This is a genomic window from Serratia sp. YWN4 (assembly GCF_055790845.1).
In genome coordinates, this window is the sequence record NZ_CM147696.1 from 3,280,564 (window position 1) to 3,295,994 (window position 15,431).

Sequence of the window (15,431 nt, forward strand, 5' to 3'; positions counted from 1 at the left end):
CTCAATATACTGGGATGTTACTTCTTACCCGTATTTCGAAATCCATTAGGTATAAACATTCGTTACATCAATGAAATAAACGTAACGGGAACAACTAATTAGGGAAAATACGCATTATCCCCTTCGGTGCCAATCACAAAATCGAGGTGTATAAAAAAGAATCGCAAATATGCGAGGCGTCACGAAAATTTGAGTTGATCTTCTGTTTTGATAGCTATACTGTACATACATACAGTAACACTACGGGCGGGATACTTCATGCGTACTCAATCACTCTATCAACCCCATTTCAGCCATACTTCTTTTGCGGTTAACCAGACTGCAGAAACGCCTCACAACGGTAAGGTCAATGGACTCATCAGTGAACTTGTTTACAACGAACACCAACCCGTTGTGGCGCAACTCCTTGTGCCATTGCTACAACAACTGGGTATGCAGTCACGCTGGTTATTGTGGCTGATCCCACAACAGAAGCTCAGCAAGCAATGGTTACAGCAAGCCCGGTTGCCTGTCGATAAAGTGGTGCAACTGAGCCAGATCAGCCCAATGGATACCGTCGACGCCATGGAGAAAGCATTGCTGACCGGTAATTACAGTGTCGTGCTGGGATGGTTGCCGGAACTGACCGAAGAAGATCGCCTGAAGTTGAGCCGGGCAGCAGAATTGGGGAACGCTTATGGGTTCATAATGCACCCACAGCGGGATGTGGATACCTCACACGGACACTGTTCTACGCTAAAAATTCACTCTTCTTTGTATCATTAAGTAAATTTAGGATTTTTCCCACCGTTATTTGCCTCTACTGAGGGAACTCACATGGGATCATGCACAAAGCGAGGTTGGCTGGGGTTTCACATCAATAATTGTGCAAAAATCAGCCGCGTCTTTTATTGAAATATGTTAGCGAATATGTCTAATTCCATGTTTTTTTTTAGAGCTTTATCACATCACACTTGTAACTTTCGCGCCACGTTGTAGACTTTACATCGCCAAGGTTGCTCTATTAAGGTCAGAAAAACTGGCAGAGTAACAAACGAGGGTACAAACCTGGGCGAATGAATTTAAACCAAGGGCTTAAAACAGCTTTAAAGCTCATTGCCTATTTGGATGATAACGAGGCGCAAAAATGAAAAAGACAGCTATCGCATTAGCAGTGGCACTGGCAGGTTTCGCTACCGTAGCGCAAGCCGCCCCAAAAGATAACACCTGGTACACTGGCGCAAAACTGGGCTGGTCCAAGTATTATGACACTGGGTTCGACGGTAATGGCTTTGACAGCACTATCGGTAATGGTCCAACCCACAGAACTCAACTGGGTACAGGCGCGTTTGTAGGTTATCAAGCGAACCAATACCTGGGTTTTGAAATGGGTTATGACTGGCTTGGCCGCATGCCTTACAAAGGCAGCGTGAACAATGGTGCTTTCAAAGCTCAAGGCATTCAGTTGGCAACCAAGCTGAGCTACCCAATCATGAACGATCTGGACATCTACACTCGTCTGGGTGGTATGGTTTGGCGTGCAGATTCTACCGCTTATTACGGTGCAACTGGTGATCGTATCAGTGCTCACGATACTGGTGTTTCTCCTCTGGCAGCAGTGGGTCTTGAATACGCTCTGACCCAGAACTGGGCTACCCGCCTGGATTACCAGTGGACTAACAACATCGGTGACAAAGGTACCGTTGGTGCTCGTCCAGATAACGCCCTGCTGAGCGTTGGTGTTTCTTACCGTTTCGGCCAGGATGAAGTTGCTGCTCCAGTAATCGCTCCGGCTCCGGCTCCAGCCCCAGTTGTTGAAACCAAGAAATTCACCCTGTCTTCTGGTGTTCTGTTCAACTTCGGCAAATCGACTCTGAAGCCAGAAGGTCAACACGCTCTGGATGAACTGTATAGCCAACTGAGCTCTCTGGATCCGAAAGACGGTTCTGTAGTCGTTGTCGGCTTTACTGACGCAGTAGGTTCTGCTGAGTCTAACCTGCGTCTGTCTGAGCAACGTGCACGCAGCGTTGTGGATTACCTGGTTTCTAAAGGTATCCCAGCAGACAAGATCACCGCTCGTGGTATGGGCAAAGCTAACCCAGTTACCGGTGACACCTGTGGTTACCGCTCTGGCCGTGCTACCCCAGCACAGATTGCCTGCTTGGCTCCAGATCGTCGCGTAGAGATCGAAGTTAAAGGCATCAAAGAAGTTGTATCTCAGCCTCAGGGCTAAGTTACCTCTCCTTAGTGGAAAACCCCGCATTGCGGGGTTTTTTTTCGACATTTTTGCCTGACAAGGAATCCGTTAATCGTCGTCTTTACCAAGAATCGCTTTCAGATCCTGTTTCAGCGATGACATCTGGCTGGCATATTTTTCTTTTCGCTCCGCATCTTCAATTAATTGAACGACGGTTTCCGACAGCGTCACCCCACGCCTGCGGGCCAACGCGGCCAACCGTTGCCAAACCAAGAACTCCAGATCGATAGATTTCTTGCGCGTATGTTGATGTTCTGCATTAAAATGACGCTTGCGCCGAGCACGGATGGTTTGCTTCATCCGGTTATCCAACACCGGATTCATATGCACATCAATCCACGCCAGTACTTTTACCGGCTCATTTTCCAGCTCCAACAGTTCATCAATTGCTTCCTGAGCAACGCTGGTTTCAATGTAGCGGGTGATTAACTCACCTTCCCGGTGTTTTTTTACCAGGTACTTCCATTTCCAACCGCTCTCCAGATTTTCCAGTTGCTGATATTTCATCATGAACTCTTCTGTGACCGTGTAACTTCTATTAAGCATAACAGCTTTACGCCGATTTTCCTCGGCTATTAGAACTACTTTTAGACTGTTTTTTACACAGTAATCGTGTGATGTCAAACTCCCAGACATCAACAACCACTCTGCATCTATCAAGCTGGCGTTATTCTTGTATAATCGCCCTTTCCCTTTTTAATGATTGCATCTAACACTTTGACCAATAACCGACTTGAATGGCAATCCTTGTTGCCTGTTGCCACGCCTTATCAGGCGATATTTGATTCCGCCGCTCAACTGGCACCCGCAACCTTTTCTGCCATCCAGCCTCGTTTGGATAATGCGTTGACGCTGTTCCTGCACCCGCTGTCGCAACCGCGCTTTATGCTGCTGAAAGCACAAGAAACGCGTGAGTATCTGGCGTTGATTGCTCAAGCGGCAGAAAAGTTGCAGCCACAGAATACTGTTAAAGGCAGTCACTATGTGATCGATGCCAACAAGATCAGTGTGGAGCCAGCGGTTCGCGGTGATGAGCCCTTTGCGGCTGGCGGAGCCTGCGTTTATCAGGAATGGATCGAGCCTGAACAACTGTTTGGCTGCGTTAGAATGCACAATGGTGAAATCACCTTGCAGCCTGGTCTTATCCATCAGGCCAACGGCGGCGTGCTGATTCTGTCGGTGCGTTCATTGCTGGCACAACCCTTGCTGTGGCTGCGTTTGAAGCAGATGATCATTCAACGCCAATTCCAATGGTTTACCCCGGATGAAACCCGGCCGCTGCCCGTTTCTATTCCCCCGATGCCGCTGGAGTTACGTCTGATCGTGCTCGGCGATCGCCACGGTTTGGCTGATTTCCATGACATCGAGCCCGAACTGTGTGAACAGGCTATCTATGGTGAATATGAAGACGATCTTCAGCTTACCGAAGCCGATGATATGGTGCAGTGGTGCAGCTACATCAACGCGGTAATTGCTGAACAGCAGTTACCTCCGTTGGCGGCAGACGCCTGGCAGCCTCTGATGGTCCAAGCTGTGCGTTATACCGGCGATCAGGGCAACCTGCCACTATCACCGTTGTGGGTTAGCCAGCAGCTCTCTGAGGCGGCCCTGTATGCCGAAGAAGAACAGATCGGTGCAAAAGCGTTGGAAGCAGCGCTAAATTCTCGCGAATGGCGTGAAAGTTATCTCGCAGAACGCATGCAGGATGAGATCGAACTTGGCCAAATCATGATCGAAACCGAAGGCGAGGTCATCGGCCAGATCAATGGCCTATCGGTACTGGATTATCCAGGCCATCCGCGCAGCTTTGGTGAGCCTTCACGTATCAGCTGCGTGGTGCATCTCGGCGATGGTGAGTTCACCGACGTTGAGCGTAAAGCCGAATTGGGGGGCAATCTCCATGCCAAGGGCATGATGATCATGCAGGCCTTCCTGATCTCTGAACTGGATCTTGATCAGCAACAGCCCTTCTCCGCATCCATTGTCTTCGAGCAGTCCTATGGCGAAGTGGATGGCGACAGTGCTTCGCTGGCAGAACTCTGCGCATTGGTCAGCGCCTTGTCACAACAGCCGATCACTCAGCAAATCGCCGTAACCGGCTCTGTTGACCAATTTGGTAACGTGCAGCCGATCGGCGGAGTCAATGAAAAGATCGAAGGCTTCTTTGAAGTCTGTCTGCGTCGTGGCCTGACGGGTAAACAAGGTGTTATTCTGCCCGCAAGCAACGTACGCAATCTTTGCCTGCGCCAAGATGTTATCAACGCCGTGCGCGAGGAACAATTCCACCTGTGGGCAGTGGACAGCGTCGCGGAAGCCCTGCCATTATTAACCGGATACCCCTACGCCGATGAGCAGCAGCCAAGTTTACTGGCCGCTATTCAGGAGCGGATTGCACAGGTAAATCAACAGGAACGTCGCCAGTTGCCATGGCCATTGCGTTGGCTCAACTGGTTCAACCACGGCTGATCGGACTTGTTCAGCGTACACGTGTTAGCTAATCTGCGTTCTTCATTAAAATAAGGCTTACTGAAACATGGTAGATAAACGCGAATCCTATACGAAAGAAGACCTCGAAGCCTCTGGCCGCGGTGAACTGTTTGGTGCCGGTGGCCCACCATTGCCAGCAGGTAACATGTTGATGATGGACCGCGTGGTCAAAATGACCGAAGACGGCGGTAGCCACAATAAAGGTTATGTAGAAGCTGAGCTCGATATCAATCCGGATCTATGGTTCTTTGGCTGCCACTTTATCGGCGATCCGGTGATGCCGGGTTGCCTGGGCCTTGACGCCATGTGGCAGTTGGTCGGTTTCTACCTCGGCTGGCTGGGTGGCGAAGGTAAAGGCCGCGCGCTCGGCGTGGGCGAAGTGAAATTCGCTGGGCAGATATTACCGACCGCCAAAAAAGTCACCTATCGAATCAACTTCAAACGCGTTATCACTCGCAAACTGATTATGGGTGTTGCCGATGGTGAAGTTCTGGTTGATGGCGAAGTGATCTACACCGCCAGCGATCTGAAAGTGGGCCTGTTCAAGGACGCTGCTGCATTCTAAGCACCATTACGGCGGTCTTTCCTGGCCGCCGTCTATTTTCCCGGTTGTTACGTTATTGCATGCTGTGAAGCTGGCTTGGTTAACGATTAATTAGTGACTACAATAAATGTAGTAATTAGAAAGGGAATGTGATGAAAAAAATCAGTTTCGAAAGTACCCCGTGCCCAATTGCCCGCTCTCTAGGCCGCGTGGGGGAATGGTGGAGCATCCTGATACTGCGGGACGCTTTTCACGGTCTGTCTAAATTTGATGAATTTCAGCAAAGTTTGGGGCTATCCCCTACGCTGCTGACCCGCCGGCTTAAATTTCTGGTGGAGAGCGGTATTTTGCACAAGCAGCAGTATCAAGCGCGCCCGGTACGTTATGAGTATCTGTTGACCGAACGCGGCAAAGACTTCTTCCCGGTGTTGGTTACGTTGTTTCACTGGGGCAACACGCATCTGGCGGATGATGGTATCGCCGCAGAATTGGTGGATCGCCGCAGCGGCAAACCGATACAGCCACAGCTGATTGATACCATGTCTCAACAACCCGTCACTTTGCAACACGTCACGCTGGCACCGGGCCCGGCAGCCGGGGAAGGCATGCGTTTACGCGCCTCACGGATGCAGCAACACTCCGCTTTACTCACCGAATCGTCCAAGGAGTCATTATGAGCAGTCATCGTATCGTTATCACCGGGATGGGAGCGGTCTCTCCTCTGGGCTGCGGCGTGGAAGCCATCTGGCGGCGCTTGCTGGCTGGCCAATCGGGTATCAGCCCATTGCCAGAACCGATGGTAGCGGATCTACCGGTTAAAATCGGTGGTCAGATCCCCACTTTGGCGCAGGATGCCGAAGCTGGCTTCAATCCAGATCTCTCCGTGGCACCGAAAGACCAAAAGAAAATGGATCGCTTTATTCTGCTGGCCATGGCGGCCGCTGACGAAGCCATTCATCAGGCTGGATGGGTAGCCGATACCGACGATAAACAAGAGCGCACCGCTACGGTCATTGCCTCCGGTATCGGCGGGTTCCCGGCTATCGCCCACGCGGTGCGTACTACCGACAGCCGTGGGGCAAAGCGCCTTTCACCTTTTACCATCCCCTCATTTCTGGTCAATCTGGCGGCCGGGCACGTGTCCATCAAACATCACTTCAAAGGGCCGATCGGCGCACCGGTCACCGCCTGTGCCGCTGGTGTACAAGCCATTGGTGATGCGGTACGCCTGCTGCGTAATGGCGAAGCAGATATCGCGCTGTGCGGCGGCGCCGAGGCCGCCATTGATACCGTCAGCCTGGGGGGTTTTGCTGCCGCGCGCGCCATGTCAACAACGCCAGCAGAAGAGGCCACTCGCGCTTCACGGCCATTCGACAGTGCCCGTAATGGTTTCGTGATGGGTGAAGGTGCCGGTATGTTGGTGATCGAAACGCTAGAACATGCTCTGGCGCGCGGTGCCAAACCGCTGGCCGAAATTGTTGGTTATGGCACCAGTGCGGATGCCTATCACATGACCTCCGGTGCTGAAGATGGCGACGGGGCTTATCGGGCCATGAAGATCGCCTTGAAGCAGGCAAATGTCACACCGGGGCAGGTACAGCATCTGAATGCCCATGCCACATCGACACCGGTTGGCGATCTGGGTGAAATCAATGCCATTAAGCACCTGTTTGGCACTGATGGCGGTATTGCGATCGCCTCCACCAAATCGGCTACCGGCCATTTGCTGGGCGCGGCCGGTGGTTTGGAGACCATCTTTACCGCTTTGGCGCTGCGCGATCAAATCGCTCCAGCCACCTTGAATCTGGATAACCCGGATCCTGCCGCTGCTGGCCTGCATTTAGTGGCAAACCAGGCAGAACCGATGGCAATGACCTATGCGCTATCTAACGGCTTCGGTTTTGGTGGGGTAAATGCGAGTATTTTGCTGAAACGCTGGCAGGAATAATTTTATACCAGAAACGAAAACCTCCGCCTTGGCGGAGGTTGTTCCTTCTTCACAACAGGGAGCCGCTTAAGCGGTCACAGCCCTGTCCTCCATGGCTTGTCGCCACCCTCCCAGCCAGTTAGCCCGTGCATCTAAAGATTGGTAAGGGCAAAGTTCTCTTGAACGCCCCGCAATACCTGCTTGATAACCACGCGATTGAGCCCGCTCCAGACGATCTCGTTTCTGTCTCTTCATGCCTCGTTTCCCTCATCGTTGTCTGGTGGAAAGAAAACAATGGCCACTTTTTGCGCAGCCACCTTTAATGAATAGCTCCAAATGGCGGGAAGATCAATGTGCCAATTTCACACCAATGTCATATTTGTGAGCTACGCCCAGAGAATCCGCTAAGTGGCTGATAAGCCGAGGTTGACAATAACCGCATGAAAAACAATAAAAAAATCCCGACAAAGCGTTTTGATACTCCTTGCCGGGATAGGTTTAGACGATTTTAGTAAAAATTATAATTAAAAACGTGCGGCCTGGGTCGCGATAACCTGCGCTTCCTGCAACCATCCCTGTGCCAAAGTGCGGATCAGCGCGTCATAGCCATCTTCCCCTTGCTTCAACTCCAGGCTGAACGGCCGTTTAATCAGCTGACCTTGATGATTCAGCACCCACTCACCACGAATGATCGCTTTGCCATCATAGCGGCCATGGAAGCCGCTCACCGTCACGTTAAGCACATCCTGATCGCTGCTCATCGGCTGCGATGACACCACCCAACCCGGCAGCGCACCGCTAAGATTGGTCACCAGAGTCTGCTGCAATTGCTGATCCAACGGGCTGGCCCACAGGTTGTTTTGCGCAATCACATACTGCACGTCGTTGGTTTGATAGACCACACCGCTCTGCGCCAGAAAATCTGCCACATTGACATGCTCCAACCAAAGCTGGCGTGATGCCGGGGCTTCACTCACCTGTGTTGTTGCTCCTAAAGCAGGCAACTGGTAATAAGTCTTGCTTGGCGTGCTGCTACAGGCGCTGAGCAACAGCGCCAGAGCTACCGGAATCCATTTCATCATTTTTTGGCCTTCTTCGGCTGAGGATCATCACTACCCGCGGCTTCAAACACCAGGGCGTTGCTCTTTTCATTCAGGGTACGCAGCACCGGTTGCAGTTCACGCAGCACCTGATCGAGGCGTTGCATATCACCTACCATCTTGTTGTAGGCCGGTGAGCCAGGCTGAACCCCTTTCATACTGCGATTGAGTTCCTGCAGCGTCTTTTGCATGTCCGCAGGCAGTGCCTTCATCTCTTTGCTTGAGATGATGTCGTTCAGCGACTGCATGGTTTTTTGCGTTTCCTGCATGGTTTTCTGGCTTTCGGCCAGCGTTTTGGTCGCTTCGTTGACCATCGGCGTCAACGGCATCGCATTGATCTTATCCAGCGTCTGCATCAGTTTCTGCTGGATCTGCGCCAAGCCAGCGCTGGTGGTTGGCAACAGCGGATAGCCGAACATCTCACGCGGGCCTTTCCACGGTTTCTCCTGCGGATAGAAGTCCAGATCGATATACAGCGCACCGGTCAACAGGTTGGCAGACTTCAGGGCGGCACGCATGCCGCGGCCTTCCGCATCCTTCAGATGCTGCTGGAAGTTGAAGCCTTTGCCCAACTGCTGCTGGAAACGATCGGGCTCAATGCGGATCAGTACCGGGATGCGATAGTCGGAATCCAGACGTTGCGCCATGCCTTCTTTATAGAAGGGTACCTGTGCCACCGTACCCAGACGGATCCCCCGGAATTCCACCGGTGCCCCAGCTTGCAGACCACGTATCGAGTCAGAGAAGAACATCAGATAATCAGTATGTTCGGTATACAGGGAATCCTGAATATTACGTTCGCTATCAAACAGCTGGAACTCCGATTTTTCTTTGATCGCCTCACCACGTTCCCAACCTTCTGGCACGTCAAAGCTGACGCCCCCGCTGAACAGCGTCGTCAGTGAGCCCATCTCCACGCGCATGCCTTGCGCAGACATGTCGAACGCCACACCGCTGTCCTTCCAGAAGCGTACGTTACTGGTAACCAGTTGATCATAAGGTGCCGAAATAAAGAGCTGATAACGCATCACGCGTTCTTTGGCATCAAAATAGCTGGTTTCTACCGAACCGACGCGGTAACCACGGAACAACACCGGATCGCCCGCATTCAACTGACCGGATTTTTCACTGTCCAGCATCACGCGCAGCCCTTTAGCATCGGGTGGTGCCAGCGGAGGCGCATCCAGCAGTTGGAAATCGTCTTTACCTTCTTTGCCTTTGTTACCGGGCTGCAATTCGATATAAGCACCGGACAGCAAGGTGCCTAAGCCCGAGATCCCTTCACGGCCAATTTGTGGTTTCACTACCCAGAAGGCAGAGTCTTCACGTAACAGCGCTTCCATGCCGGAATTCAGGCGCGCCTGCACCAGCACTTTGCTCAGATCTTCGCTCAGCGTCACGCTTTCCACTACGCCCACATCAACGCTACGGCTCTTGATCTTGGTTTTACCCGCTTCCAGCCCTTCGGCGCTGGTGGTCGTCAACATCACCTCTGGCCCCTGGTGGCTGAAGTGGTAAAACAGGATCCATGCGCCGATCAACGCGGTGACGATGGGAATGATCCACACCGGTGACCAACGTTTGATCTTTTCAACGTCCGCGACGCTATGATTACTTTCCTTCACCTTGCGGCTCCTTCTTTATTGTTTCATTTACGCGATCCCACGTCAGACGGGGATCAAACGTCATGGCAGCAAACATAGTGAGGATAACCACCCCGGCGAACAGTAACGCACCCGTGGCAGGATAAATACTCATCAATTGTCCCATACGTACCAACGCCGACAAGACGGCGATCACAAACACGTCAATCATTGACCAACGGCCAACAAACTCCACAACTTCATAAATAAGATGCATACGTTCACTGTCGGCCCGGTCTTTACCTTTGCCATTGGCATCCAGACATAACCAGCCGATCGCCAGCATTTTGAGTGAAGGCACCATGACGCTGGCGATAAAAATCACCATGGCCACCGGGTAGGAACCCTCTCCCCACAGCAGGATCACCCCAGCCATTACGGTTGAGGGCATTTTGTTGCCTAACGCCTCAGTGATCATAATCGGCATCGCCATTGAGGGGATATACAGCATGATCGACGTCACCAGCAGCGACATCGTCCATTGCAGGCTATGACGGCGGCGCGCATGCCCGGTGGTATGGCAGCGCGGGCAGCGGGTCTGTTCGGCAGGCAGGATCGCGGTACAGCACTGGCAGGATCGCAGCCCTTGCCGCAAGCCGGTGCGGCCAACCTGCGCCGGGTGTTCAAGGCGCGGAGCCGGTTCGATGTCCTGCCACAGCCAGCGGCGATCCACACACTGGAATGCGCGCACCTGCAACAGGCAGAACAGGCAGTAAGGGATAAAACTGGTGCCAATGCCAATGTCACCATAGGCCATCAGTTTGACGAAGCTGACCAGCACACCGGCGAGAAAAATCTCCACCATGCACCAGGTTTTGAACTGGAACAGCACCTTGGCCATCCAGACTTTCAGCCCTTGCGGGATACGCGCTCTGGCACACAGCAGCATAATCGCCAACATGCAGAACGCCGGGATAAACTGAACCAGCACCATAAACAGCGTGGCCATGCTGGCGTAATCCTCTGCCACCATCACCTGCGGGATCTGGATCAGTTTGATTTCACTGGTTATACCGGCGACCCGCATATTGACAAACGGGAATAGATTGGCAAGCACCAGCATAATCAATGCGCTGATGGCATAGCCAATAGGTTGTTTACGCGGCTCAGCCCAGCGGGAACTGAGCGTGGTTTTACAACGGGGGCAAACCGCCTTGGAACCGAATGCCAGCGGCGGTAACGCCACCAGCATGTCGCATTGTGGGCACAGCATCAGGTTGCCCTGCTGCCGTTCTCCCTTGGCCGCATGGCTATGCTGCTGATTATCTTCGTGGGAACACACCATATTCATCCTTAACAACGTCGTTCACCGGAACTGCAATGCTGATACGCAGCAGCGTGCGGGTCAGCATTTATACCCGCGGTCTTTCAAGATGCAGGAGCCTTGGCTGCCTGCCTCTTGAAATCCCTGGGGTAAACCGATCAGCCGTTCTTCATCGCTTCCAGTTCTTCCCAGCGGGCAAAAGCCTCTTCGAGCGCCTGTTCGGCCGTGGCGAGGTCAATCAGCACCTGCTGTGTTTCACCATGTGGGCGGGAGAAGAATCCGCCATCACTGACCTGCGCCTGCAACGCTTCAATATCCGCTTCCAGCTGTTCGAGGCGTTGCGGCAACTGTTCCAGCTCGCGCATCAGGTTGTAACTCAGCTTGGTACTCTGTTTCTTAGGCTGTTCGGCCTTTTTCTCCGCAACGGGTTTGGCCTGGGCAACCGCGACCTGACGGATAGGCTTCGCCGTGGCTCGCTGGTGATGAGCATCGTAATAGCCACCGACATAGGTGTCGATCACACCATTGCCTTCAAAAATCCAGCATTCGGTCACCGAGTTATCCACGAACTGACGATCGTGGCTCACCAGCAGCACTGTGCCCTGATAGCTGTCGATCATCTCTTCCAGCAACTCCAGCGTTTCTACGTCCAGATCGTTGGTGGGCTCATCGAGGATCAGTAAATTGCTTGGCTTGAGGAACAGCTTGGCCAGCAACAGGCGGTTACGCTCGCCACCGGACAACGCTTTCACCGGCGTCATTGCGCGCTTCGGATGGAACAGGAAGTCTTGCAGGTAGCCCAATACATGGCGTGAACGGCCATTGACCATCACTTCCTGTTTGCCTTCTGCCAGGTTGTCCATCACCGTGCGTTCTGGATCCAGCTCGGCACGGTGCTGGTCAAAGTAAGCCACTTCCAGCTTGGTGCCACAGTGCACGCGGCCGCTGTCGGCTTTCAGTTGACCGAGCATCAATTTCAGTAGCGTGGTTTTACCACAGCCATTCGGGCCCACCAAGGCAATCTTATCGCCACGCTGTACCTGCGCGCTGAAGTTACTCACCAGCACTTTGTCGTCAATCTGATAATTGACGTCTTCCATTTCAAACACAATCTTGCCAGAGCGCACCGCTTCTTCGACCTGCATCTTGGCGGTGCCCATCACTTCGCGCCGTTGCGAACGTTCATTACGCAGCGCTTTCAGCGCACGCACACGGCCTTCGTTACGGGTACGGCGTGCCTTGATGCCCTGACGGATCCACACCTCTTCCTGCGCCAGTTTGCGGTCAAACTCGGCGTTTTGCAGCTCTTCCACCCGCAGCGCTTCTTCTTTGCTTTCCAGATACAGTTCGTAATTACCCGGCCAGGACACCAGCTTGCCGCGATCGAGATCGACAATGCGCGTTGCCATGTTACGGATAAACGAACGGTCGTGCGAAATGAACACGATGCTGCCCTGGAACTCTTTCAGGAAGCCTTCCAGCCAGTCGATGGTGGTGATATCCAAGTGGTTGGTCGGTTCATCGAGCAACAGCACGCGCGGTGAGCTGACCAGCGCACGGCCAAGCGCGGCTTTACGCAGCCAGCCGCCGGAGAGCGAAGACAGTTCGGCATCGCCATTCAGGCCAAGCTGCAACAGCACTTCGCTGATGCGGCTGTCGAGCTGCCACAAACCTTGGTGATCGAGGATCTCCATAATCTGCGCCATGCGCGCCAGATTCTTCTCGCTGGGATCTAATTCCACCTGATGTGAAATCGCATGGTAAGCCTTCAGGTGTTCTGCCTGCTCGGCCACGCCTTCGGCGACAAAATCAAACACCGTGCCACCGATGTTGCGCGGCGGATCCTGCTGCAACCGCGCCACAATCAAATCTTGCTCGTAGATAATCCGGCCATCATCCAACGGGATCTCTTTGCCGAGGATCTTCAACAGCGTGGATTTACCCGCCCCGTTGCGCCCGACCAGACACACACGTTCGTTGTCTTCAATATGGATTTCGGTGTTGTCTAACAAAGGTGCATCGCTGAAAGACAGCCAGGCACCAGACATGCTGATTAACGACATAGTAATTATTTTCCTTCGCCAGCGTGGGTGACCAGCCAGCAGTTGTGAATCTGACGGTTACGGGCAAAGTCCTGTGACAACGTCTGGGCGGTAATTTCTTTCGCTTCCAGACCCAGTGCGTTCAGGCCAGCCATATCCATCTGGAAACCGCGTTTGTTGTTGGAGAACATAATGGTTCCGTTACGGCGCAGTAACCGTTTCAAATCTTTCATCAGATCAAGATGATCGCGCTGCACATCAAAGCTGTTCTCCATCCGTTTGGAGTTGGAGAAGGTCGGCGGATCGATAAAGATCACATCAAACTGTTCGTCGGCATTATGCAGCCACGACAGGCAATCGGCCTGAATCAAGCGGTGCTGTTTGCCGGTCAGGCCGTTAGCCCGCAGGTTTTTCTCCGCCCATTCCAAGTAGGTACGCGACATATCCACCGTGGTAGTGCTGCGCGCACCGCCCAACCCGGCATGCACGCTGGCAGTGCCGGTATAGGCAAACAGGTTAAGGAAGTCTTTACCCTTGCTCATTTCACCCAGCATCCGGCGCGCAATGCGGTGGTCAAGGAACAGGCCGGTATCCAGATAATCCGTCAGGTTGACCCACAGCTTGGCGTTAAACTCTTCCACCAGCAAAAACTCGCCCTTTTGCGCCAGTTTTTCATACTGGTTTTTGCCTTTCTGCCGCTCGCGGGTTTTCAGCACTAACTGATTGGAAGGCAGATCCAGCACCGACAGCGTTGCGTTGATCACGTCAAACAGGCGTTGGCGTGCTTTCTGCGCATCAACGGTTTTTGGCGGAGCATATTCTTGCACCACCACTTTGCTGCCGTAACGATCTACCGCCACGTTGTATTCCGGCAAATCGGCATCATACAGGCGATAGCATTCGATCCCCTGCTGCTTCGCCCATTTTTCCAGTTTCTTCAGGTTTTTACGCAAGCGGTTAGCGAAATCTTCCGCCACCTGCACGCCCGCAGAACCCAGCGGGTTTTCCGCCAACTGATAGTTTTTCTGCACGCAGTCCAGCGGGCCGTTTTTCGCCTTGAACTGGCGTTCGGCGCGCAGTTGCAGGCAGCTCAGCAGTTCCGGTGAGGCGCTGAACAGCGAAAGCTGCCAGCCGCCGAACGCGCTCTTCATGATGCGCCCCAGCATGTTATGCAAGGCGATCAGCGCCGGTTCGCTCTCAAGACGTTCGCCATAAGGCGGGTTGCTGACCACGGTTCCCGCCGGGCCTTCCGGCAATGGATTGGTCAGTTTACTGACGTCATTGACGTTAAAGGTGATCAATTCCGCCACACCGGCACGGCGGGCGTTGCCCCGCGCCATCTCGATCACCCGGCGATCGATATCTGAACCGAAGAAGCGGGACGTGGTTTCCTGCAAGCCACGGCGCGCACGCACCTGCGCTTCGGTGATCACTTCACGCCACAGATCGGCATTATGGTTATTCCAGGCGGTGAACCCCCAATGTTGGCGATGCAGGCCGGGCGCGCGATCGGAAGCGATCATCGCCGCTTCAATCAACAGTGTGCCGGAACCACACATCGGATCGAGCATTGGCGTACCCGGCTGCCAGCCGGAGCGCTGAACGATAGCGGCCGCCAGGCTTTCCTTCAGCGGAGCCGCGCCGGTAAGATCGCGGTAACCGCGCTGATGCAGACCTTCGCCACTCAGATCGAGCGCTACGCTGGCCATATCGCGCTGCAGGAACACGTTGACGCGGATATCCGGTTGCTGTTTAGCCACGCTTGGCCGCTGGTCAATTTTGCGGGTAAAGCTGTCGACAATCGCGTCTTTCACCTTCAGCGCGCCATATTGGCTATTACGGATCTCTTCGTTGACGCCGCTGAAGTGGACGGCAAAGGTTTTATCCACGCCGAAGATACCCGGCCAGTCAATCGCCTGAACGCCAAGATACAGATCCAGATCGCTATGCACGCGGAATTCATTCAGCGGCAACAGAATGCGTGAAGCCAGGCGGCTCCACAGCAGGCTTTGGTACAGCAGACGATCGTCACCCTGAAAATGTACCCCACCCTGTACCACTTTACAGGCGTGGGCGCCAAGCGCTTCCAGTTCGCTTTTTAACAGTTCTTCCAGTCCACGCGCCGTGCTGGCAAACAGAGAGTTCATATCGTGCTTATCACCAAAAAGAAAATTGTTGCGCATTATAG

13 protein-coding genes are annotated in these 15,431 nt (G+C 53.4%); 6 read left to right on the top strand and 7 right to left on the bottom strand.

Annotated features, from left to right (window positions below):
• Positions 1–258 precede the first annotated feature (258 nt).
• The gene (sulA, locus tag ACX9GT_RS15545) at positions 259–765 is read left to right on the top strand and encodes an SOS-induced cell division inhibitor SulA (RefSeq protein ID WP_473187633.1); all 507 of its coding nucleotides are present in this window, start codon (positions 259–261) and stop codon (positions 763–765) included.
• A gap of 361 nt (positions 766–1,126) precedes the next feature.
• Positions 1,127–2,212, top strand: coding sequence for a porin OmpA (gene ompA, locus ACX9GT_RS15550; RefSeq protein WP_473187634.1), 1,086 nt, complete (start codon positions 1,127–1,129; stop codon positions 2,210–2,212).
• 72 nt (positions 2,213–2,284) lie between these two features.
• Here ompA and matP read toward each other — a convergent pair whose 3' ends face one another.
• A complete protein-coding gene (matP, locus tag ACX9GT_RS15555; RefSeq protein WP_473191605.1) occupies positions 2,285–2,743 on the bottom strand; it encodes a macrodomain Ter protein MatP in 459 nt (152 codons plus the stop codon).
• 210 nt (positions 2,744–2,953) lie between these two features.
• Here matP and ACX9GT_RS15560 point away from each other — a divergent pair, with 210 nt between their 5' ends.
• The 4 genes from ACX9GT_RS15560 (at position 2,954) to fabF (ending at position 7,215) form a co-directional block, all read left to right on the top strand.
• Entirely contained in the window at positions 2,954–4,702 is a 1,749-nt protein-coding gene (locus ACX9GT_RS15560) for an AAA family ATPase (RefSeq protein WP_473187635.1), read from the top strand.
• A gap of 67 nt (positions 4,703–4,769) precedes the next feature.
• Positions 4,770–5,288 (top strand): bifunctional 3-hydroxydecanoyl-ACP dehydratase/trans-2-decenoyl-ACP isomerase, encoded by a 519-nt coding sequence (gene fabA, locus ACX9GT_RS15565; protein ID WP_473187636.1) that lies wholly within the window; start codon positions 4,770–4,772, stop codon positions 5,286–5,288.
• 131 nt (positions 5,289–5,419) lie between these two features.
• A complete protein-coding gene (locus ACX9GT_RS15570) occupies positions 5,420–5,944 on the top strand; it encodes a winged helix-turn-helix transcriptional regulator (RefSeq protein WP_473187637.1) in 525 nt (174 codons plus the stop codon).
• A complete protein-coding gene (gene fabF / locus ACX9GT_RS15575; RefSeq protein WP_473187638.1) occupies positions 5,941–7,215 on the top strand; it encodes a beta-ketoacyl-ACP synthase II in 1,275 nt (424 codons plus the stop codon). Before ACX9GT_RS15570 ends, fabF begins: the two co-directional genes overlap by 4 nt.
• Before the next feature lie 66 nt (positions 7,216–7,281).
• On the opposite strand, the gene rmf is transcribed toward fabF, so the two are convergent.
• The 6 genes from rmf to rlmKL form a co-directional block, all read right to left on the bottom strand.
• Positions 7,282–7,449 (bottom strand): ribosome modulation factor, encoded by a 168-nt coding sequence (gene rmf / locus ACX9GT_RS15580; protein WP_072010836.1) that lies wholly within the window; start codon positions 7,447–7,449, stop codon positions 7,282–7,284.
• A gap of 269 nt (positions 7,450–7,718) precedes the next feature.
• Positions 7,719–8,276, bottom strand: a complete 558-nt coding sequence (pqiC, locus tag ACX9GT_RS15585) for a membrane integrity-associated transporter subunit PqiC (RefSeq protein WP_473187639.1) — start codon at positions 8,274–8,276, stop codon at positions 7,719–7,721.
• A complete protein-coding gene (gene pqiB, locus ACX9GT_RS15590; RefSeq protein ID WP_473187640.1) occupies positions 8,273–9,919 on the bottom strand; it encodes an intermembrane transport protein PqiB in 1,647 nt (548 codons plus the stop codon). Before pqiB ends, pqiC begins: the two co-directional genes overlap by 4 nt.
• Positions 9,906–11,222, bottom strand: a complete 1,317-nt coding sequence (gene pqiA / locus ACX9GT_RS15595; protein WP_473187641.1) for a membrane integrity-associated transporter subunit PqiA — start codon at positions 11,220–11,222, stop codon at positions 9,906–9,908. The genes pqiB and pqiA overlap by 14 nt, the downstream gene beginning before the upstream one ends.
• Positions 11,223–11,359: 137 nt before the next feature.
• Positions 11,360–13,264: an ABC transporter ATP-binding protein gene (locus ACX9GT_RS15600; RefSeq protein ID WP_473187642.1), complete on the bottom strand. Its 1,905-nt coding sequence runs from the start codon at positions 13,262–13,264 to the stop codon at positions 11,360–11,362.
• Positions 13,265–13,269: 5 nt separating this feature from the next.
• Complete coding sequence (gene rlmKL / locus ACX9GT_RS15605; RefSeq protein ID WP_473191606.1) at positions 13,270–15,390, bottom strand: bifunctional 23S rRNA (guanine(2069)-N(7))-methyltransferase RlmK/23S rRNA (guanine(2445)-N(2))-methyltransferase RlmL; 2,121 nt, start codon at positions 15,388–15,390, stop codon at positions 13,270–13,272.
• Positions 15,391–15,431 lie beyond the last annotated feature (41 nt).

Excerpts from the sequence above, each read along its gene's own strand:
- sulA (WP_473187633.1), top strand. The coding sequence starts at position 259 with ATGCGTACTCAATCACTCTATCAACCCCATTTCAGCCATACTTCTTTT.
- ompA (WP_473187634.1), top strand. The coding sequence starts at position 1,127 with ATGAAAAAGACAGCTATCGCATTAGCAGTGGCACTGGCAGGTTTCGCT.
- matP (WP_473191605.1), bottom strand. The coding sequence starts at position 2,743 with ATGAAATATCAGCAACTGGAAAATCTGGAGAGCGGTTGGAAATGGAAG.
- fabA (WP_473187636.1), top strand. The coding sequence starts at position 4,770 with ATGGTAGATAAACGCGAATCCTATACGAAAGAAGACCTCGAAGCCTCT.
- ACX9GT_RS15570 (WP_473187637.1), top strand. The coding sequence starts at position 5,420 with ATGAAAAAAATCAGTTTCGAAAGTACCCCGTGCCCAATTGCCCGCTCT.
- fabF (WP_473187638.1), top strand. The coding sequence starts at position 5,941 with ATGAGCAGTCATCGTATCGTTATCACCGGGATGGGAGCGGTCTCTCCT.
- rmf (WP_072010836.1), bottom strand. The coding sequence starts at position 7,449 with ATGAAGAGACAGAAACGAGATCGTCTGGAGCGGGCTCAATCGCGTGGT.
- pqiC (WP_473187639.1), bottom strand. The coding sequence starts at position 8,276 with ATGATGAAATGGATTCCGGTAGCTCTGGCGCTGTTGCTCAGCGCCTGT.
- pqiA (WP_473187641.1), bottom strand. The coding sequence starts at position 11,222 with ATGGTGTGTTCCCACGAAGATAATCAGCAGCATAGCCATGCGGCCAAG.
- ACX9GT_RS15600 (WP_473187642.1), bottom strand. The coding sequence starts at position 13,264 with ATGTCGTTAATCAGCATGTCTGGTGCCTGGCTGTCTTTCAGCGATGCA.
- rlmKL (WP_473191606.1), bottom strand. The coding sequence starts at position 15,390 with ATGAACTCTCTGTTTGCCAGCACGGCGCGTGGACTGGAAGAACTGTTA.